Below are 23,972 nucleotides of genomic sequence, written 5' to 3' on the forward strand. Positions count from 1 at the left end.
AAAATAATTTATATGAATGTAAATCGCCTTTAACACCACAGTAAAATCTATAATATCAATGTTACATCTTACTACTTTGTATCCCATTTTTCTAAATGGAAGTAGAACAATACCCCATCTTTTGTATTAGTTACACCGTACTTTACATTATGTAAATCTAATATATTTTTTACAATTGAAAGTCCAAGACCCGTTCCACCATATACTCTTTTTCTTGATTTATCCACTCTATAGAATTGATCCCATATTTTATCTATGTTTTCTTCTGCTATATGTGCCCCTTTATTTTCAAACCCTATATATACGTCATGTTGTTTCTCGTTTACATCTATCACAATGGTTCGATTCGCATCTGTATAGCGAATCGCGTTGGTAAACAAGTTTGTTATGACCTGTTCTAACAGATGTGTTTTACCTTTAACACAAACATTATCTATATTTAATTTGATGTGTAGTGATTTTTCTTTAATTTGAACTTGTAAATCTTTTGCTGCCTTTTGAATTAAATTCCCTATATTAACCTGCTCCATCTGTATTTGGTACGTTCCGGATTCATATTTAGCCAAATTCAACATTTCATCTATTAACACATTCATTTTCTCTATTTCTTTTTCTAATGCTTCCCAATAATATTGATTCATTTCAGGCGCGATTCCATCTTGCAGCATAGATGCAGATATTTGCATGACACTGAGTGGCGTTTTTAATTCATGCGAAACGCCTGCAATGAAATCTTTTCGTGTCTGTTCTAATTTTTTCTCTTTTTCTAAGTCTGTTTTTAACTGATTGATATATCCTTCCATTCTTTCTGAGAGTTGATTAATATTAGAGGAAAGCTCACCAATTTCATTTTTTGATTTGATAGAAAGCTTATCTTGAAATTGAAATTGCATTATTTTTTTCGTTGCTTCATTAATTTTTAGTAATGGTTTGGTAATAATTCTTGAATAATATAAACATACAACCAGCGATAGAATCAGCACAAATGCTATAATATATATAATAATCACTCATTACATCTGTCACTTTTGTAATCGGTTGTAACGAAGACAATGTATAAATGAATTCATTTACTTGTCCATTTTGCATGAGTGGTTTTATCGTTTCTAGATACTTGATTCCATCTATACTGATTTCATTCTGAACCCATTCGTCTCCTTGTAATTTCACTTTATCGCTGATCCATTCCGATTGAAATTGCAAAATACGATTTGCAAACACCTCATTACTATACAATGTATTATTCATTTTTGAATTGAAGTAAACTGGGGAATTTATCTCTGTTACAATTCCCTCTAAGAAATAATATTTCTCACTTTCTTCTTTTGAAAAAACCTTCATACCATTTTTAGCACCAGACATCATATATTTATCAATCTGATAATAAGTAGGTGCAACAAAATTTCCATCATAACCTTTTATTCTCAATGTTGTAGGAATCACTATGTCTTTATTCGATCTTTTACTTACTGTATCCATGATAGCTAGTTTAGTCGTTTTATTGAGTAAACTTGTAATTAATATACTGAAATTAGGATCCATATCTTTCTTTGCATTGATTAAATTATTAAACACAACCTTAGAGGATCGACTCGAATCATTTTTATCAACTGTTTTTATATAATGATCTCCTGATGGTAATTTCTTGATATTGGCTTCTTTATCGAGCCTAGCAATCATAATACCCTGCTGATTAGCATACGAGAGTTCCTTCCTCTGGAGTGTATTTTCATCCTGTTTATGAGCTTCATAAAATGTATAGTACCGTTGTAATTGCTTCTGAACATTTTCTTTTTCTTTATCTATATATAAGTATTTCATCACATACATTTGTCCGAAAAAGATAGCTGCGATAATCATGCAACATAGTAAAAAGGTAAGAGAAAATAACTGAAACACAATCTTCTTTCTCATCATTTTTCTACCTCAAATTTATAACCCGTACGAACAACTGTAATAATGTGTTTTGCTTTCTCACCAAGTTTTAATCGTACATTACGCATATGTGCAGTTAGTGTTTTATCATCTCCATCATAATCGTATCCCCAAATATTTGTGATTAACTGCTCTCTTGATAGTACTTGTTCCTTGTGTTGCATTAAAGAGTGTAAAATTTCATATTCTGTATGTGTAAAATCTATTTTTTGTCCATCTATTGAAACAGAACGTGCTGATTTATCTAAGCGAATACCACATAAATTAATACAGTCCTGATATTGTACTTGTTGATTTGTATCTTTGAACAAACGTTTTGCTCTCGCTAATAAAATAGACGGTTTAAATGGTTTTGTTACATAATCGTCTGCCCCAAGTTCAAATCCAAGTAACGTATCATCTTCATCACTTCGTGCCGTTAATAGGATAATAGGAACATTAGAATTCTTTCGAATACGTCTACACACTGACCATCCATCCATTAATGGGAGCATAATATCCAAAATAACTAAACTGATATTATGCTCTTGTTCAGCAAACAAATCTAGCCCAATTTGACCATCTTCCGCTGTAATTACTTCATATCCATCATGCGAGAAATAATGGGCTACAGTCTCTCGGATAATCTGTTCATCTTCAACTATTAAAACTTTTTTCATCTCTATTCTCATCCAATCTACGTTCGTTTTACATTGAAACTGTCATCGCTTGTCTTCCCATTTGAATCCAGGCTTGTTCAAAACTATTCCGATCAATTGCTCTGTGTTTGTCCTTCTTTAGTGGATCGTTAATATATACATATTGTTCATCATAATCGGTCACAACGACACTATGCTGGTGATATGTCACTTTCATTTCTCCTGCATCTGTACGCCATGTATAAAATTCATCATCAGGTAACCGTTTAAAACGGGCATTTGTTAATACCCATACAGGTTGCCCTCTGTCTATCGCCTCATATATTTGCTGAGGTTCTTTGTGACTTAGATCCTTCACTTTCTCTTCTGAAACATACTCCTTTGCCAATTCTAAAATCGGCTCTACATAAACACCTAGTCCAGGTTTATCAAATGTAGCTATATCCCCAATAAACCCTTTGTGCATATTCCCCTTTATACCCTTTCCCTGAAATGGTACAGACTTTATCTTTGCAGCGAGTTCCATCTTATCGACTTGTACACCTGAAAATTGCAACACCATAGCAAGGCTCGTTACTTCACAACCTCTCATCAATTCTGGTTTTTGTAGAATCAGCGGCACATCCAATGGCCTTACTATCACTTTTTCTTGCTCTATGGGCCTATTTTCTTTTTCAAGTACCTTTTCTGATTCTACTGATTCATTTCTCATATATTCTACTTCTGATTTTGCATTCTCCTCTTGTGGTATTGCAGGTTGTATTTTAGTAAATATAGGAATATCACCATGTGACATACCAATGTTTGTATTTAATACTGATAGTGTAAATACAAACAGGGTTGTTTTTCTAAATGGATTCATCATTATCTCTCCTCGATGCTTTATAAGGAGAGTGTAATTTGTTTATATTTAGATAAAATCATATTTATAGAAAGACAAAGTAAAATTCATATCAAGATTATATAAAGATAATTGCTTTACGTATTAATCTTATGTGCTACAAATATTGCTTTCAACAAGCAATATTTAACTTCTTTAAGTTCACGTTCTAATTTTTCGTACTTTGCAAAAAGTCCTCGAATTCTTTTCATTAAAGTATAATCTTCGAGATTTTAGGTATGTGGTTTGATTATTATTTACAAATCCTATTGCTATATGGTAATTACTATTTATCAACAATTATTTGTGAGATTTTAGTTTAGACTTTTATGTCTTTCTACACTTGTACATGGACATAAAATAGATACTTTTTAGAAGAGAAAGTATCCATTTTCATGAATATCTTTTGTTACTTATGTAGAATTAAATTTTAGTTGAATTTCACATTTAATTAGGTTTTACTATTTAGTTTTGTTTCAAATGCAGTTAAATTAGTTGAAGCCTTACTAAAATTTGGTTCAGAAAGTTGTTTAGGTCTTCGTACTTCTGTCTTCTATTGGAGCTACACCTTGTATCTCTTGTAATATAGAATTTGCTACATTTTCTCTATAAAATTCTTCAACTATATTTTTCAAATAAATACAATTTCTTTATTCCTTGAATAAAATCAATAACTCGGCATACAATACCTCTGCATCGAGCAGTTAGACTGGGCTAACTGCTCTTTTATTGAATAAATTTTTAGGGCATGTTAACAATATAGGTAATCCAAGTTTGAATACGAATAAACATTGTATTCATAGTATTTACTAGAGCAGTTAGTTTTTTCTAGCTGCCTTTTTGAGTTTTTCCGAATAAAATTCTAAATTATGTGTTCACGAGTAATAATGGTAGATAAAGAAATAGGAATTCATCATTTATTTAGTTGAGTGGATATGCAGGGGAATTTACTCCGTTATTGGATAAGGACGGAAAGTCAATGTTAAAACTATATATTCGAATAAAACAATTTATATTATTCAACTATATGGTAGCTTTAGTTTCACAAGGAAATAAACAACTTTATTATCTGTTTTGATTTCAGAAGTAAAGCTGAACTTAACTTTTTTAAAAGGAGATACTACAATTTAAGCAGTGCCTCCTTTACGTTTTTATAAGTGAGTTTTAATGACCTTATTGTTTCTATTCATTATGTCCAATGCTATAGATGGGCTGATGCAGCTTGAATTCACAGTGACTTCTTTAATTTTGTTTTTCCTTTTCTTCTAGGAATGAGCAGTTAGTTTTCTGCTGAATGCTCTTTTATATTAACTTGTTTGTCATCATATATTACGGATATGTAGCTATTAACTCATAGGGTCTTCTTTTAAAGAGCACTTGTACCTAGTGCTCTTTTTAGTTTCCTTATTTAGCTCACTTTTAATTTTACATAATATTTTTAATTCCGTTTATACTATAGTTGTAACTTTAAGTTACAACGTATTGTGGGTATCGTTATTGTTGGACAATAAAGCAGTTAGTTCATTGAGCTAGCTGCTTTATTATTTAAATAATAACAACATTAAACCTCTCCCTATAAATTGTTATTCATAACATCATTAGTTACTATATTTTAGTTTTATTTCCCACTTTTCCAGCATATTCTTTAAGAAGGGTGTTTAGCTAAAAAAGTTACCTCCTTATCGATGAGCACTCACTTATGTAGTGCTCCTTTTCATGCTGTACAATTCTGTTTTACTTGTATAATTATATATAGTTTCTTTTTTGAACCTCCCACATTCTTTTTTACAAGTTGCAATGAAACAGTTAGCTTTTTTCTAACTATCCTGTTTTTATTTTTCACTTTTTAGTTAAACGTACATATATTAACTTTGAACAATGGCCAATAGGATACTTAACCTACCTCTCTAAGAGCACATTTATATCTGTGCTCTTTTTTGAGTCACTTTAAAATAACGATTTTGTTTAGTTATCATTTGATTAATCATATTTAAAATTTTTTAACATATCTTAATTTTAATCAGGAATTACACTACCCCCCAGTAGATCTGTAGTTCCTGTAATTGAGCCTATAACTCTGATTAGAACCTGTTATAAACAACAGGTTCTATTTATGGTCATTCTTCATCCCCATCGTTGCGATAGGTAAGACTTTGAAGTTATCTCCATCTTTTGCGCCACTTAACACTGTACGTGCGAAATTCACTACATTCAAACACCTCTAGGCTACATTAAGCAATACAAACTTTATTAATGTATTCATTTCTAGCTTGAAGATAAAAAAATTCATGATTCCACATATTTATATTCTCTATCCATTTTGGATACTTTAAAAATGGATACTTATTTTATACATATTTTACTTGTATGATTTTAATCAAAATGTGAGGTGGTCGTTTATGATAAAAGGCTATGCAGCATTGCTTATTATAGATGTACAAGTGGGTTCATTTAAAGAAGAAAGAATGCTATATAAAGGAATTGAATTATTAAAAAACATTCAATTGTTAATCCATAAAGCTCGTACTGTCCAAGCGCCTATTTTTTACATGAAGTTTAATGGGAAAACAGGATCTTTATTAGAGCATGGAAATCCGGAATGGGCAATTCATGAATCTGTAGCTCCACTATCTGAAGATATCGTTCTTGAAAAAAACCACCCTGATTCATTTCATGAAACAAGTCTTCAACAAGAATTGAATAAAAGGGACATCGAACACATTGTGATTACAGGCGTTCAGTCTGAAATATGTATAGATGCGACGTGTCGACGTGCATATAGCTTAGGGTATGATGTTACTCTTGTTGAAGATGGGCATAGTACATATGACACTACATTATTATCGGCATCCCAAATTATTAAGCATCATAACGATATAATAGGTGAATGGTTTGCTGATTTGAAAAAAGCTCAGATAATTGAATTTTAATTAATCTTGAATAGGTTTTTCTTGATAGATATAGTACGAATCATTTAAATTTAGCTAAGGTATTAATCCTGTTTCCTATTATTAAATATATGTTTTACTGTATGCGATAATGTAATAATTATATTCTAATAATTAAATGCCCCTTTTAGGGCTACAGACACACCGTTATTAAGTAACAAAAAGCTTATTTTTTTCATTTTGGGGTAATTCTAAATTCTTAAGTTGATGGGCATGTGGTGCTATCCAAAAGTCAAAATAAACAAAATAGAGGAACAAATGCAGTTTTATAAATCAATGTTTGTGTCCCTGGAGTTTCCTTTAATGTTAATATTAACTGATTTAAAAATAGCCCTTGTTACTATTAAATTCCTTCCAATGATTAAGGAAGGAATTTATAGTTCAATTATACATGTTCCTTTTGATTGTTTATATGCATATCGTATTTTGACCAAAACTATATGCAAATGAGGTGAAAAAATGCCCATTACGAATCGATTTTCTACCACTACTAACGGGGCACTTGCGATTACAGGGAACACACTAGGTTTAAGTAAAATTAGTAACCAAAACCGTGCTGGTACAATCGGGGCAATTGGTGCATTCGTAACTACGAATACCGCTTTACAAGTACCTACTTTTCCTGCTGGTACAACGTTAAACTATACACAAAATAGTTCTACCGCTGTATTAAATATCCCTGCTGGTAGTACGATTCTTTACGCAGAACTCGTTTGGGGTGGAAACTATTTATCTCGTGATCAAAACATTACGAGTGTTTTAGGAAACCCTGTTTCTTTTACTACACCTGTTTCAACATACCCAATTACCCCTTCGGCTGTTACAGCTTCAAATCAAACTTTCGTTTCTGGATCTGTCACATTTGGATTCTATACACGTTCTGCAGATGTAACATCTCTCGTTCAAGCTGCTGGATCTGGCTCTTATACAACTGGCTCTGTCCCTGGACTTGTTGATCCTTTAGATGCTTCTAATGGGGCTATCAATTCTTCTGGATGGACGCTCATTGTCGCTTATCAAAATGGGACATTGCCAGCAAGAAACTTAACCATTTATGTAGCGGGTAACCGTGTTTCTGCTGATACCGGTAGTGCAGATGTAGCTGTTTCAGGATTTTTAACACCTTCCGGAGGACCTGTAAGCGGACGATTATTTTTGAGTTCTACCGAAGGGGATGCTGATTTAATTGGGGATCAGGCTCTATTCGGACCAAATTTCAGTTCATTAAACGCTTTATCCGGACCAAATAATGCCATAAATAATTTCTTCGGTTCCCAAATTAATAATGCTGCAGGAAACTTAGATACAACAGGGACATTTGGAACGCGAAATCAAAGTGCTTCTTCAGGTACAAACATCTCTGCAGGAAGACAAGGCTGGGACATTACTTCCATTGATATTTCTCCCTATTTAACAAATTCTCAAGTATCTGCCGCAATCCGTTTAACAACTAACGGAGATGCATACATGTTAAATACAGTCGGTTTACAAATTAATATAAACTCACCTAATATACAAGCAACGAAAAGCGTGAATAAAAGTGTAGCTACAATTGGAGACATTCTCACTTATACAGTTACTATCCCTAATACCGGACTTCTTCCCGCCAATAACGTTATTTTGACAGACATTCTCCCTAATGGGACTTCCTTTATACCTGGCACTGTAATGGTAGATAACATACCACAAACAAATGCAAATCCTGCCGCTGGTATATCTCTTGGAACAATCAATAATGGTGCTTCTCGTACAGTAACTTTCCAAGCGACTGTCGTTTCTCTGCCAAATCCAAATCCGATTTCTAACACTGCTAATATTACATTTCAATATACACCAATCGCCGGTGGAACGACCTTTAACGGTCTTGCAACAAGCAACTCTGCTGGAACACAAGTTAACCTCGCAGATATTAATGGCACAAAATCAGTTAATAAACTTTTTACCGATATTGGTGAAACGCTAACTTACAGTATTGCCTTAGCTAATATAGGAAATATCGCTGCAACAAATGTTATATATACGGACCCGATTCCTAGCGGGACTACTTTCATTCCAGGGAGCGTAACTGTGAACGGAGTTACCCAAGCTGGCGCAAATCCCGCTACTGGTATATCAATTGGATCTATTGCTGCTAATTCTACGACTACGGTTTCATTTCAAGTATTCGTTCCTTCTATCCCGCAAACAAATCCCATATTAAATAGTGGTACAACAACTTATCAATACATTCCTGTGCCAAATCAACCGGCAGTAAGCGGGACTGATACGACGAATATTGTCTCCACTCAAGTGAATAATGCTACTGTAACAATGACGAAAGCAGTAGATAAAAATTTTGCAGATATTGGTGATATACTAACGTACACCGTTTCCTTTACAGGTACAGGTAATACGAATGCAAACAATGTTATTTTTACAGATGTCATTCCTACTGGAACAACTTTTGTTGTAAACAGTGTAACAATTGATGGCACGACACAAGTGGGCGCAAATCCCGCTAACGGTGTGAACATTGGATCCATCCCAACTGGTACAACAAAAAATGTTTCATTTCAAGTAGTAGTAAATACAATACCCGCGTCAAACGTCGTATTTAATGGATCAAGCGCTTCTTATCAATATACCGTCAACCCTAGCCAATCACCAGTTACAAAAAACATTTCTTCTAATCTCGTTTCCACTCAAATTAATAATGCGAATGTAACATTAACAAAATCAACTAACAAACAATTTGCCACAATTGGCGAAACGATAAGTTATACAATCCTTATTACAAACAGTGGAAATACAGCTGCAACTAACGTACAGCTAACAGATTCACTTCCAAATGGAACGATATTAACACCAGGTTCGGTAACACTCAACGGTGTTTTACAAAATGTAGATTCACTCGTTTTCGTACCTATTGGTACAATACCAGGAGGAGCTACTTTCACCTTATCCTTTCAAGTAACAGTCATCAATATTACGACCCAAAATCCTATCATTAATAACGCCTTCGCTTCTTATCTATATACTGTAAATCCAAGTTTGCCACCGACTTCAAAAACAGCAAATTCTAATTCTGTTACATCAACAATTAGACTAGCAAATCTCCATGCTAATAAATCTGTAGATAAAACGTTTGCGGAAGTTGGTGATGTATTAACTTACACCTTTGCTCTTACTAACGATGGAAATGTTGCAGCGAACAATGTATTACTATCTGATTCAATTGCGAATGGAACCGCTTTTGTCCCAAACAGCGTTATAGTTAACAGTGTTACTCAGCCAGGCGTTACACCAGCTAGCATCAATATTGGTAGCATCAATGCTAATACTACAATTACAGCTTCATTCCAAGTAGTAATCACTAGCATTCCAAATCCAAACCCTATTTCAAATAGCGCTTCCATCTCCTATAACTTTATCGTTGATCCAAACACTTCACCTGTAAGTAAGAACACTACTTCAACCACTACATTTACTCAAGTAAACGATGCAAATGTCATTTCAGCCAAAACAGTGGATCGAGCGTTCGCTACCGTAGGGGATATATTAACTTATACTGTTACTTTGACGAATGCAGGAAGTGTTTCTGCTGATAGCCCTACTTTCGTAGATACGAATCCAGACGGTACTACCTTTATTCCAAATACTTTTCTTATTAATGGTGTACTTCAAAATAACGCAGATCCAAATATAGGTGTTCCACTACCTTCCATTGCTGCTAATGGCTCACTTACTGTCTCTTATCAAGTAACCGTCACCTCTTTACCAACACAAAATCCAACATTAAATTCATCTAGTACACAGTATAGCTTTATTCTAAATCCGGGCGATCCACCAACTATAGAAACATCTGTAAGTAACACTGTAAGTACACAAATTAATTTAGCAAATGTAGTGATTGTCAAAGAAGTAGATTTAACTATCGCCGATGTCGGGCAACCAATCACATATACAATTTCTTTAGCTAATCTTGGCAATACTACAGCAAATAATGTTATTGTTACCGATATAATCCCTAATGGCTCCACTATCGTACCAAATAGTATTTTTATAGGTGGTACTTTACAACAAGGTGCAGACCCTAGTACCGGTCTTCAAGTCGGCTCCATTCCTTCAGGTGGTTTTACAACGATTGTTTTTCAAATAAGTGCAAATAGTTTACCTTCACCAAATCCAGTTCAAAATAGCGCTGCACTTCAATATAGCTTTATCGCAGATCCAAGTTTACCTGCCGTTGTCAGAAACGCTACTAGCAATATAGTAACGACGCAAATTAATACTGCTAATATTGTTGCCACAAAACTAACAAGTACAAATTTCGCTGATGTTGGCGCTGTCATAACGTATGCAACAATTTTAACAAATAACGGCAATATCCCTGCTTCTAACGTAACGTTTACAGATATCATTCCAGCTGGTACCATCTTCCTTCCTAATACTGTAACGATTAACGGTGTCCCTATAGCAAATGCAAACCCTGCTAATGGCATTTTAATTGGGACGATAGGAGCGAATTCATCACGTACTGTTGCATTCCAAGTTTCTGTACCAACTATTCCTAGTCCAAATCCGATTACGAATCAATCGAGCACTACATTCCAATACACATACGACGCATCCAAATCAGTTGTAACGCAGATGGTGGCCTCTAACACCGTACAGACAACTATTAATAACGCTACGATTGCCGCTGTAAAATCGGCAGATAAACACTTTGCTAACGTAAATGATATTATTACGTATACAACTACTTTAACGAATAACGGGAACACACTTGCATCAAATGTAATTTTTACAGATGTAATTCCAAACGGAACATCATTTATTCCTAATAGTGTAACAGTAAATGGCAATACACTTCCTAATACAAACCCAGCAAGTGGAATTGCAATTGATCCAATAAACCCTAATACAAGTGCAACAATCTCATTTCAAGTAATAGTAAATTCCATTCCTAGTCCAAATCCAATCCCGAACCAAAGCAATACAGCGTACCAATATGTCATAGATCCTAACTTACCTCCAGCGTCCGCCAATGCGTTAAGTAACGTAATAACAACTCAAATTAATAACGCTACAATCGTCGCTACGAAGTCAGTGAATACACCGACAGCTGCAATTGGGGATATCGTTACTTATACGATTGCAGTTACGAACACAGGGAATATCCCTGCTAGCGCTACAGTTTTAACAGATGGACTCGGTGCAGGCGCCTCATTTGTGCCAAACTCTGTAACTATCGATAATATTCCGCAGCCAGGGTTAGATCCATCACTTGGTATTCACTTAGCAGATATTCCCCCAGGAGATACTGTATTCATTACTTTTCAAGCACAAATTTTAGCGATACCACCTAGTGGCACATTAACAAATAATGCTCTTGTAAATTATGAATATACCGTAAATCCAAACCAATCACCCGCTGTTGGTAGTACAGTTACGAATACGACGGTTACGCCAATTATTGATGCAACTCTTTCTATAAATAAAACTGTCAATTCAAGATTTGCTACTATTGGAGATACACTGACTTTCACTGCTATCATTACTAATTCCGGTAATACTACCGCAAACAATGTTATTTTTACAGATGTAATTCCAAATGGTACATCATTTATTCCAAACAGTTTTACGGTAAATGGAACAACTATTCCTAATGCAAATCCACAAAATGGTATCAATATTGGCAACTTGAATTCAAATGCATCTGCTACACTCAGTTTTCAAGTAAACATTACATCACTCCCAAATCCGAATCCAATCCCAAACCAATCATCGCTTCAATATAGCTTTATTGTAGGTATAAATGAACCGCCAGTTTCACGAACAGTTCAATCTAATAAAACTTTTACACAAGTAAATACTGCTTCCGTTATCGCAACAAAAACTGCAAGCAGTGCATTTGCTGCTGTTGGAGATACAATTACGTATACAACTACCCTCACCAATAGCGGAAATACTACCGCAAACACACCTGTTTTTATCGATATATTACCACCTGAACTTTCATTCGTTCCTGATAGCGTACAAATTAATACCATCCCACAACTTGGATTTAGACCAGATAGCGGGATTTCTTTAGACTCAATTCCAGTTGGAGGAACGACAACAATTAGCTTTCAAGCTATCGTTGGCTCAATACCAGTTACAAATCCAACTTTGAACCAGTCTAGCACGACATACTCGATCATTGTTGATCCTACCCAGCCGCCGGTGACAGAAACAGCTACAAGTAATCCAACTTTAGTTCAAATTAACGAAGCGATTATTCAAGCAACGAAAAGTGTGGATCGACTATTTTCTGACGTAGCACCTGGAAATTCATTTTTAACGTATACTGTTTTATTGGAGAATATAGGAAACACAACTGCTACGAATATCATTTTTACAGATCCGATTCCAAATAATACAGTGTTTATAGCGGATAGCGTTCGAGTAGGCGGGGTTTTATTACCTGGGGTAAATCCAGCGAATGGGGTACCAATTGGGGATATTATTGCAGGAGATTTTACAAACATTACCTTCCGCGTGCAAGTAGTTAGCATTCCAAATCCAATTTTCACAATTGGACCTGGGGGGCCAAACTCACCAGTTGTAAATGGCGCTTCTATTGATTATCAATTTATGACAGGACCTAATTTACCACTCGTTTCAAGAAGTACGACATCCAATCCGGTTTCGACACAAATAAATTCCGGAGAAATTACACTTGTTAAATCTGTAGATAAAACTTTCGCAACAATTGGCGATACAATTTCTTATACGATTACATTAAGTAACCCTGGAAATGTTACTTCACAAAATATAATTTTCACAGATATTTTACCTGACGGAACGACATTCATATCTGGCACTCTTACAAACGATTCTGGTACACAGCAGATCGGAAATCCAGCTAACGGGATTCAGATTGGAAATATAAATCCAAACGGAACGGCTGTGATTACTCTCAACGTACTTGTTACAAATATTCCAAGTATAAATCCAATTTCTAATTCTAGTTCTGTACAATTTTCACATGTGGTCGACCCTAGCCAACCTTCCGTATCACAAATGAATGTATCTAATGCTGTTTCGACAACTATTAATAGTGCAATTTTAACAACCCAAAAAAGTGCTGATAAATCTATCGTTTCAGTTGGAGATACGATTACGTATACAACTACTATTACAAATACAGGAAATACAGCCGCTACGAATATTACTTTCACAAGCGCTATTCCAGCTAGCATTACCTTTATACCAAATTCATTCACGATAAATGGCGTTCAGCAGTCTGGTGCACAACCAGCACTGGGAGTAACTATACCAAATATCGCACCGGGTGAAACAGTAACTGTTACTTTCCAAGTAAATGTTATTTCTGTTCCCCCTTCAAATTCGATTATGGGTAATGACACAATTTTATATTCTTATACTGTCGATCCAAACGGAACTCCTATTACAACTTCTATTTCAACAAATATCGTTACAAACCCGGTACTAGATGCTATGATAACGATGGTGAAATCTGTAGATCAAACACTTGTAACACTAGGTGATACCATTACCTATACGACAATTTTAACGAATAGCGGTAATACAAACGCTACGAATATTACTTTCACTGACCTCATACCAGATGGTACGACGTTTATAACTGATAGCGTTACAATAGATGGCATCACACAAATCGGGCTCAACCCTAATACAGGTATTACAATTGGATTAATTGCTCCTAACAGCTCAATATCTATAGCATTTCAAGTTACCGCTACTTCTACACCAGCCCAAAATCCTATTGCCAATTCCGCTACTGCTTCTTACACATTTATCGCTGATCCTAATGCCCCTATTGTTTCAAGGACCGTTACTTCAAACACAGTGTTCACTACGATTAATACAGCTACCATTCTTTCATTAAAACAAGTCGATAAATCCTTTAGTCGTATTGGAGACACACTCACTTATACTGTCGCTTTAACAAACAATGGAAACTCATCTGCGCAAAATGTTATATTCACAGATACCGTACCGAGCGGAACAGCATTTATTGCAGACACATTTTCTATTAATGGAATTCTTCAAAGTGGTGCAAATCCAGTGAACGGTGTAAATATCGGAACTATAACAGCTGGGACTACAGTAACAATTTCGTTCCAAGTTACTGTAACGTCATTACCAACTGAAAACCCCATTGTAAATTTCTCATCAACATCGTACCAATTAGTCTCACCGCCTGATGCAGAAACTTCAATTAGCAATCCTGTTTCAACGCAAATTAAAGAAGCACTATTATCCATGACGAAAAATGAAAGTGTATCCTTTGCAGATATCGGGCAAACTGCTTTTTACACTACTTCTATTTCGAATATAGGAAATACAGATGCAACTAATATTGTATTCACAGATGTATTACCAAATGGAGTCACATTTGTTCCTAACACATTAACTGTCGATGGTGTTTTACAACCTGACGCGAATCCAAATACAGGTGTATTACTTGCAACACTTCCGCCTAATGAAATATATAGTATCGTCTTTCAAGTTACAGTGAACAGCATTCCCCCTATTAATCCAGCACCAAATACAGCATCAACAACATATGAGTTTACTGTTGATCCTGTTAATCCTCCAGTATTAAGTGCGGCTACTTCCAACACTACGCTTCTTCAAATAAACAACGCGAATATTATAAGTACAAAAACAACAGATCTTACTTTTGCGGATGTTGGTAATACAATAACATTTACACTTAACCTCCCGAATACAGGGAATGTGACTGCAACTGATGTTACCGTTATCGATACGCTTGATAGCAATTTAACTTTTGTTCCAAACAGTTTCACAGTTAATGGGCAAACCATTCCAAATGCTGATTTATCTACTGGTGTAAATATCGGTTCAATTAACGGTGGTACTGCAGCAATTATCACATTCCAAGCTACCGTTACAACCCTACCAATCAACAACCCTATTTCTAATTCAGCTCTTACCACTTATCGTTATATTGTTGATCCAGACCAGTCACCTATTACAACTTCCAATCAATCTAATACAACGACAACACAAATTAATAGTGCTATTCTTACTGCACAAAAAAATTCAAATGTGTCAACAGTAGATATTGGGCAAGATATCATCTACTCCGTTACAATTACAAATAGCGGAAATGTTAATGCAACGAATGTTATTTTTACCGACGTTATTCCAGACGGAACTTCCTTTGAACCAAATAGTTTTACACTTAATGGAACTATTATCGAAAATGCAAACACCATTACAGGTGTCCCAATTGGTGATATCGCGCCAAACGAATCTGCCATTGTAGAATTTCATATTACTTCAAATGAAATCCCGGCTATTAATCCAATTACGAATCAAGCTAGCGTTAGCTTTCAGCATATCGTTAATCCAGATAATCCTCCTGTTTCAAAAAACATTACTTCAAATAGTGTTATCACAACAATTGAAAGTGCTATTTTAACTACTACTAAAATCGGTGATAAAGCTTTTGCAACGATTGGTGATACAATTACGTATACAACTACAATTACGAATACTGGAAATATCCCTGCCAATAACGTTATTTTCTCAGACCCGATACCATCGTGGACACAATTTGTTGCCGGATCCGTTATTGTTGATGGCACTCCATTACCATCCACTTCTATTACCAGCGGTATTGGCATAAATACGATCATTCCAAATCAAACTGTAACAATCATATTCCAAGTTCAAATCGTAAGCAATCCATCAACATTCACACCTGAACTCCAAAACTTAGCATTTGTTAACTTCCAATATAACGTAGGCAATGCATTACAGGCTCAGCCTGGCAATGTGGAAACGAACGTCTTCGTTACTTCTATTCATTCAGCAATACTTTCAGCTGTAAAAACTGCTAGTACAGCCTTTGCGAATATTGGAGACACGATCACTTATACAGTTTTAATACAAAATAGCGGCAGTACAAACGCTACGAATGTAAATTTCTCAGACCTCATTCCAGCTGGAACGACCTTTATTGAAAATAGTTTTGCCGTAAATGGAAGTACCATTCCAGGTGCAAATCCAAATAACGGAGTTAATATCGGAACCGTTAGTACGAACAGTTCCTTAACCGTTACTTTCCAAGTCATAGTTACATCTACTCCGCCTTCAAACCCAATTACAAACGTTGCATCCGTTCAATACGAATTTCTTGTTGATCCGACTTCTCCTCCTGTTACAGGCACAATTACTTCTAATAGTGCTTCTACACAAATTAATAATGCTACTGTTACAACGGTTTTAGAAGCAAATCGAACAATTGTATCTATCGGAGATATAATTACGTATACAGCAACATTAACAAACACTGGAAACTTCCCTGCAAACTCGGTATTACTCATTAACGGTGTTCCTGAAGGGGCATTATTTGTTCCCAATAGTGTTACGCTTAACGGAATTTCACTTCCAGATGCAAGTCCAACTCTCGGTATTCCAGTTGGCATTATCGCACCAGGTGATTCTGCTACAATTACGTTCCAATTTCTTGCAAACTCTATTCCGCCACAAGGAGCAATTATAAATCAAGCACTTACAAGTTACACATATATTGTCGATCCAAGTCAACCTCCAGTTACAGCAACATCTTCATCTAATACGGTTAATACAGCTGTCGTTGATGCATCACTATCTGTAATTAAAAATACAGATTCCCTCGTACAGTCTACTGACGGTACAATCACTTACACTGTAGTCGTTCAAAATAACGGGAATACAACTGCAAATACAGTTACTTTAACAGATTTGGTCCCAGAGGGAACTGCATTTATTCCGGATAGTGTGACCATTAATGGTGTTTCAGCTCCAGGTACTGATCCAAACGTAGGGATCTCATTAAACTCCATTGCACCTTCGGAAATCGTCACCGTCACATTCCAAGTTATCGTTCAATCCATTCCAAGCGTGAATCCAATTTCTAATATAGCTCGTATTGACTATACTTTTATCGCTGATCCAACTGCTCCTATCATCTCTCGAACAATTACGTCTAATCCAGCTTTCACACAAATTTCGGATGCGAATGTTCTTTCTTTAAAAGCAGTCAATGCACAACAAGCAACAACAGGTGATATTTTGACCTATACGATAACGCTAGAAAATACCGGAAATATTCCAGCTACGAATCTCATATTTTCAGATACGCTTCCAGAAGGGACTACATTCGTAGACAATAGTTTTACACTTAACGGAACAACTATACTTGGTGCCAATCCAAATGTAGGTGTTACTTTGCCTAACCTAGCAGCAAACGCTACTCACCTTATTGCTTTCCAAGTTCTTATTAACGATCCATTCTCGCAACAATCGATTACAAATCAATCTAATACAACATATACAATTCAACCAGATCCAGGGCAACCGCCTATTACTGAAACATCTACAAGTAATATTGTCATTACAAATTTCGTGCAAGCACAATTAACAATTACAAAAACGTCCAATCCAATAACTGTAGATATTGGCGGAACTATACTTTATATTTCTGAAGTGAAAAATAGCGGCAATGTTGACGCAATAAATATTATTTTTACAGATTCGATTCCAGTTGGGACTACATTCGTTCTCGACAGTGTCACAATTAACGGTGTACTTCAGCCTGATGCAAATCCCGAAAACGGAATACCAATTGGAAAGATTCCACCAAACAGTTCCAAAACAATACTATTTCAAGTACAAACAAATAATCCACCTACTGAAACCGAAATTGTAAATCAATCTTCAGTAACTTACCAATATATAAGTATTCCTACAGCTCCACCAGTGAATCGCTCTGCAAATTCTAACATTGTTACAACATCACTTCAAAATGCGAATATTATTTCCGTTAAAAGCGCAGATGTAACTTTCGTCTCCATCGGGCAATTTATTACCTACACAAATACACTACAAAATATCGGAACGGTTCCAGCTAACAATACGGTGTTCATTGACAACATTCCAGAAGGGACAATATTCATTGAAGATAGCTTATCAATAAATAATGTCATTCAGCCTGGTACGAATCCTGAAAATGGAGTAACTCTCGGCACGATACAACCAGATGAAACAGTCACTATTTCATTCCAAGTACAACTTACAAATATACCTGAAGACAATACAGTCATTAACATCTCAGACACTTCATATGAATACCAAATTGACCCTAGTTCTCCAATTATTCAGCGTAGATCATTATCAAATACAGTAAACACGGAAGTCCGTACAGCAAATGTTAGTGCAATTAAATCTGCTAACAGATCCATTACACGCATCGGTCAAATTATCACATATACCATCGCAGTTACAAATGCTGGTACAGTACCTATTACAAATACTCTCCTAATTGACGCAATCGCTGCTGGCACCACATTCGTTCCAGATAGCATTCTTGTAGATGGCATACCAAGACCTAACGAAAATCCAAGTACCGGAATCTCACTTAATATTATCCTTCCAAACAATACAATTATCGTTACATTCCAAGTAAATGTAGACTCGATACCTTCTCAAAATAACATGAATAATATCGCCGTCATCCACTATGAGTATCAGCCAGACCAAAGCTTACCACCAATTTCAGAAACGACATCTTCCAATACTACAAATATACAATTTATTGATGCCATTCTTATCGCTACAAAATCCGCTAATACAGTATTAGCTAATATTGATGAAACTATTGAATATACAGTACTCATTCAAAATAACGGATCCACTACAACTAACTCCATCTTTTTTACTGATATTATAGAAGATGGAACAGTATTTATTTCGGGGAGTGTAACAGTTAACAACACTGTACTTCCTGCAGCAGATCCGAATATCGGCTTTTCCATCCCGAATATCACATCAGGTCAAGTAGCTACAATAACATTCCAAGTTTCGGTTACGAATTTACCTGCTGCAAACCCAACACCTAATACTGCAAACATCGTCTACGACTTTATTTTCAACCCTGACTTTGCACCAATTCAAAAATCGACTACTTCCAACACTACTTTCGTTCAAATTAATGATGCTGATATCGTTTCACTTAAAACTGTTGATTTGACTTCTGTAACAATTGGTGATGTTTTAACTTATACAACAACTTTAACAAATACAGGGAATACGGATGCTACTGCTCTTGTATTTACAGACAATATTCCTGGTGGAACAACCTTTATAGACGGTAGCGTTTTAGTAAATAACATTCCGCAGCTTAATGCCAATCCAAGTACCGGTATATTGTTAGGAACGATTGCTCCTAACATTTCTATCCCAGTCACATTTTCTGTTACTGTCGTAGCGCTTCCAGCTAGTGGTCGTATTCAAAATCAATCCACTTCTCGTTATACAATTAATAGCGAAGAACAAATATCAACTAGTAATATTACCTTCACTGAAGTTATTTCTGCTAATATAATTGCAACAAAAACAACGCCTATCCAATACGCTGACCTACAAACGATTATCCCTTACACTATTTCCATCACAAACAATGGGAATATACAAGTGGAAAATATTATCGTTACAGATATCATCCCAGCAAATACGAGCTTTATAGAGAATAGTGTTATTGTGAATGGAAGCGCTCGTCCAAATGATAATCCACTTAGCGGGATACAACTTGATAACATTCCGCCTAATACGACAGCAACTATTCTATTCCAAGTACGGGTTACTTCAATTCCGCAAACAAATCCAATCTCTAATACGAGTACAATTGAATACCAATACACGTTACCAAACCAGCCGCCTATTACCGAAACTATTATTTCATCAGCTGCCGTAACAACAATTAATCATGCGACTTTGAATAGTAATAAAACTGTTGACCTTGCATTTGCAACGGTTGGTGATGCGTTAACGTATACGATTACACTAAATCAAACCGGTAATGTTGCAGTAAATGATGTAATCATTCAAGATATTATTCCTCAAGGTACTACGTTTATAGAAAATAGCGTCATTGTAAACGGAGAAACTCTTCCAGGAGTGAATCCAGTAAGCGGCATACCAATTGGTACTATAATTGTAGATGGAGATGCTATCGTTTCATTCCAAGTAACTGTGACTACTATTCCAACACCAAATGAACTAAACAACAACGCAATTACTACTTTTAACTATATAGTCAACCCAAATAACGTACCCGTTACAAATACGACTACAACAAATACCGTCACAACTACTGTCCAAAATGATAATGTCATTGCCATAAAATCTGTTGATGTAACGAATGCCTTACCTGCTCAAACTTTAACGTATACAATTACGATTATGAATAGCGGTAATGTAACGATTGAAGACCTTCTTGTTATAGACACCATACCAATAGATACGACTTTTGTTGCTGGTAGTGTTACGATTAACGGAATCAATCAGCCTAATGAGAATCCGGAAAATGGTATTACGTTAGGAAATCTTGCTCATAATGACTCTGTCATTATTACGTTCCAAGTGACAATATCTTCTTCTACTCTTCAACCTACAATTAATAACGATGCTACTGTTTCCTATACCGTTATCATTGATCCAGATGAACCACCTATTACAATTACAAAGCAAACAAATACCGTTACAACAACATTAATCGAGCCAATAATTAACATTGAGAAAACAGCAGACAAATCTATCGTCGTTATAGGAGATGTTATTACATTCACATTAGAGGTATTTAATGATTCCACAATTCCGACAATTAGTACTTCTGTTATAGACACAATTCCAGCTGGTACAACATTTATAGAAAACAGCGTAACTATTAACGGTACTTCGGTTCCAAATGTTCGTCCAGACACTGGTATTAATATTGGTTCTTTATCTGCAGGTACAGTAGCAACTATAACATTTCAAGTCCTCGTAACTTCTATTCCTTCAAACAGTACAATTATAAATTCTGCAACAGTTACCGCTGCTTTTCAATTGACACCACAGGATCCAATTATTACTTTCATTGTTAATTCAAATATTGTTCGTATACCAGTTCAATTTATAACTACAACAGTCACGAAAAATGCTTCCGTCAGCTCAGCTTATTTAAATCAATATTTTGATTACACGGTACGCATTACAAATACTTCCAAAATTTCACTCTCAAATATTTCGTTACAAGATACTATTCCAGCAGGTTTACAATTTATAAACGGCACTGTCTTTATTAACGGTGAACGCTCTCCACTAGCGAATCCGAATATCGGTTTCCTAGTTGCCACTAATTTAGAGCCAAACGAAACAATTATCGTGTTATTCACAGTACAAGTAATAAGTCCACCTGTTAATAATGAGTTTAAAAATACGGCCAATATTTCGTTACAACTTCAAGTCTCGCCTACCGATCCACCAATTACAGTAACCGTTACAAGTAACGAGAACATCGTCACCTTTGTTCCAGAAAATCCAGATGAAACACTTCCAAATTTAAATTGCTTCTTTGACGGTGAACGCTTCATTCGCATTACTCCTCGAAATATAAGAAATTACCTTTGGGCTTGGATTTGGTGGCAGTAATTAAATAAAAAATAAAAAGCTTGTAATTTGGATGTTATCCAAATTACAAGCTTTTTTGACATGGTACCTCTAGTTACTTAATCTATTTCAAACCTCTGATAAAAAATTATTCAGTCAATTTTTTAGTTGAAAAGAAAATATTAAGAAAAGTAAAAGGTGAAATTGAAAGAAAAGTGTAAAAGCTTGTTCACTTATATAATTTATGTAAGAAATACAGGTAATGTATATGAAGCAATCGAAGTTATGAAAATAAAATATATAATACGGGGTATAGCTAGTATTGATATTTGGCAGCTAATATCTAATTCGGTAACCAATCAAATTAACTCATTTTACTTTCTTGGGTAAAGCTGAACCTGAATGTTCAATTATTGAATGAACATGAACATTAATTTGGGCATCACTAAAATAATTTTCGCCTTGATCCCAATTCTTACGTATTTTCTTCCATTTTTTATAATTATGCCGCTTATATACTTCTCCTAACGCTAATACATCTACCTTATATTTTTTTTGAACAAGCTTTATTGATTTTTGAATCCTTTGTTCCACCTCTTTTGAAATATCCTTCGTTAAGCGTTTTTCATTCATGAATTTTTTATGATCACTAAAATGCAACTCCGCTAAAGCACCTTCGAGAAATAGATGAATATCAAACTTCGGTTTTGTAGTATTTTCAGTAAATACCTGTATTTTTCGGTGTAGCTTATGAATTTCATATGTAATAAGCTGGTCCTTTTTACGTATGGTAAAATAACCTCCTAATTTTTCACCGATTATAAAGTTTATTCCCACTGTCTGTTCGCCGTTTAACATTCCAACACACTTGTTATCCTTCCCACGAAACAACGTAGCCCCATCCATTTCTATCCCCTGTTTTGTAGGTTTTAAGACAGGTAGTACAAAACTTCGGTTTGAAATTATCTTTTCCTGCACGTCACCAATTCTTGCTGCCTCAACCATCTGAGCATTTTTAGGAGGGTGTTCAGCTAGCATATCAATATACTGTGCCGGTAAATTTTCTGGTTTTGCATTTTGTTTCAAGATTGCTTCTGCATTTTTCTCAGAAACAAATAGACGAATATTTCTTCTCATTTCATGATCTCGAATGTATACATCTAACGTATTTTGTAAAACATTTGGATTCGATAGTAATTCTTCAGAAAAAATGATTACTTGTATATGTGGAAAAAATAAAGTACGACTAATCTTTTTAGCGATTATTCGTATTTGTTCAAACACACTATCTCCTTTTGCACTCACATCAATATAATTATTCCCTGCGCCTTTTCCACCTTCTTGCGTTAACTTACTGGGAAGTACCATTTGATACGTCCCTTTCATAATTGGATTAGATTTCTTTTCCTTAACAATATCGTAAGCGGCACCTACTACAAAGCCTCTTTCTTCTATCTCCGCTAACTCAGAGCAACCGCTGATAGCCCCAGCTATAAGCGCAATTGTTATAACTTTAAAAAGACATTTCATTTCCACCATTCCTTCATTTTATCTTATATACAATAAAAATTAGTAAAGGCGCTAACACAATAAATCTCATATCAAATCACTTAAAATCCAAATAAGCCCACTGTGTGAAAAGAAAGTTTGGATAGCGATATCTCGAGGCATAGAAGATGCACCTATACATCACTGGTTGAAGATGCCACAAAAAACAAGTTCCCAACATCTAAGTTTTTCATCTCTATACTCAAATGATTTCAATTATTTTTGCTTCTCAAGATTCATTATAGAACCTTTATTTTTTTGATTAACTTAACAATTAATCTTCATGTAATTAAAAAGATAGATTATTGATTTTTATGAAAGGAAAAGATGTTTATGACACTACATGGACGTTCAGAATATTTACTGAAAGAATGAATGAAAAAATTACACTGTAAGAATAAATTTAATTTTGTGTTTTTTGAAGACAGCAGATGCAACGGACCTGAAGGTAGCTGTTTTAAGATGGGTGGTGAATTCGAACTTTTATTACAAAGAGCAGCTAAATTAGATCCCTTGTTTATTATTCATGGAGGAGACAAGGTTTATACAGTAGAAAAGAAATATGTATAACAC

General features: G+C 35.1%; 5 protein-coding genes and 1 pseudogene. 2 read left to right on the top strand and 4 right to left on the bottom strand.

Annotation, left to right across the window (positions count from 1 at the left end):
• Nucleotides 1–71 precede the first annotated feature (71 nt).
• The 3 genes and pseudogenes from EGX95_RS30990 to EGX95_RS01275 form a co-directional block, all read right to left on the bottom strand.
• Nucleotides 72–1,914: pseudogene (locus tag EGX95_RS30990) on the bottom strand (ATP-binding protein).
• Nucleotides 1,914–2,594, bottom strand: coding sequence for a response regulator transcription factor (locus EGX95_RS01270; protein ID WP_000756749.1), 681 nt, complete (start codon nt 2,592–2,594; stop codon nt 1,914–1,916). Before EGX95_RS01270 ends, EGX95_RS30990 begins: the two are co-directional and overlap by 1 nt.
• Nucleotides 2,595–2,622: 28 nt before the next feature.
• Nucleotides 2,623–3,438, bottom strand: a complete 816-nt coding sequence (locus EGX95_RS01275) for a C39 family peptidase (protein WP_001997354.1) — start codon at nt 3,436–3,438, stop codon at nt 2,623–2,625.
• Between the two features lie 2,414 nt (nt 3,439–5,852).
• Between EGX95_RS01275 and EGX95_RS01285 the strand changes: the two genes are divergently transcribed.
• Entirely contained in the window at nt 5,853–6,383 is a 531-nt protein-coding gene (locus tag EGX95_RS01285) for a cysteine hydrolase family protein (protein WP_000589748.1), read from the top strand.
• Nucleotides 6,384–6,860: 477 nt separating this feature from the next.
• Entirely contained in the window at nt 6,861–21,893 is a 15,033-nt protein-coding gene (locus EGX95_RS01295; protein ID WP_001123145.1) for a beta strand repeat-containing protein, read from the top strand.
• A 327-nt stretch (nt 21,894–22,220) separates the two neighbouring features.
• Here EGX95_RS01295 and EGX95_RS01300 read toward each other — a convergent pair whose 3' ends face one another.
• On the bottom strand, nt 22,221–23,381 hold the full coding sequence (locus EGX95_RS01300; RefSeq protein ID WP_123805326.1) for a Ger(x)C family spore germination protein: 1,161 nt from the start codon (nt 23,379–23,381) through the stop codon (nt 22,221–22,223).
• Between the last annotated feature and the right edge of the window lie 591 nt (nt 23,382–23,972).

Source organism: Bacillus sp. FDAARGOS_527, from assembly GCF_003812125.1.
Lineage (GTDB): Bacteria > Bacillota > Bacilli > Bacillales > Bacillaceae_G > Bacillus_A > Bacillus_A paranthracis.

Bases quoted from the DNA above. Each gene is read 5' to 3' on its own strand.
- EGX95_RS01275 (WP_001997354.1), bottom strand. From the start codon at position 3,438: ATGATGAATCCATTTAGAAAAACAACCCTGTTTGTATTTACACTATCA.
- EGX95_RS01300 (WP_123805326.1), bottom strand. From the start codon at position 23,381: ATGAAATGTCTTTTTAAAGTTATAACAATTGCGCTTATAGCTGGGGCT.
- EGX95_RS01285 (WP_000589748.1), top strand. From the start codon at position 5,853: ATGATAAAAGGCTATGCAGCATTGCTTATTATAGATGTACAAGTGGGT.
- EGX95_RS01295 (WP_001123145.1), top strand. From the start codon at position 6,861: ATGCCCATTACGAATCGATTTTCTACCACTACTAACGGGGCACTTGCG.
- EGX95_RS01270 (WP_000756749.1), bottom strand. From the start codon at position 2,594: ATGAAAAAAGTTTTAATAGTTGAAGATGAACAGATTATCCGAGAGACT.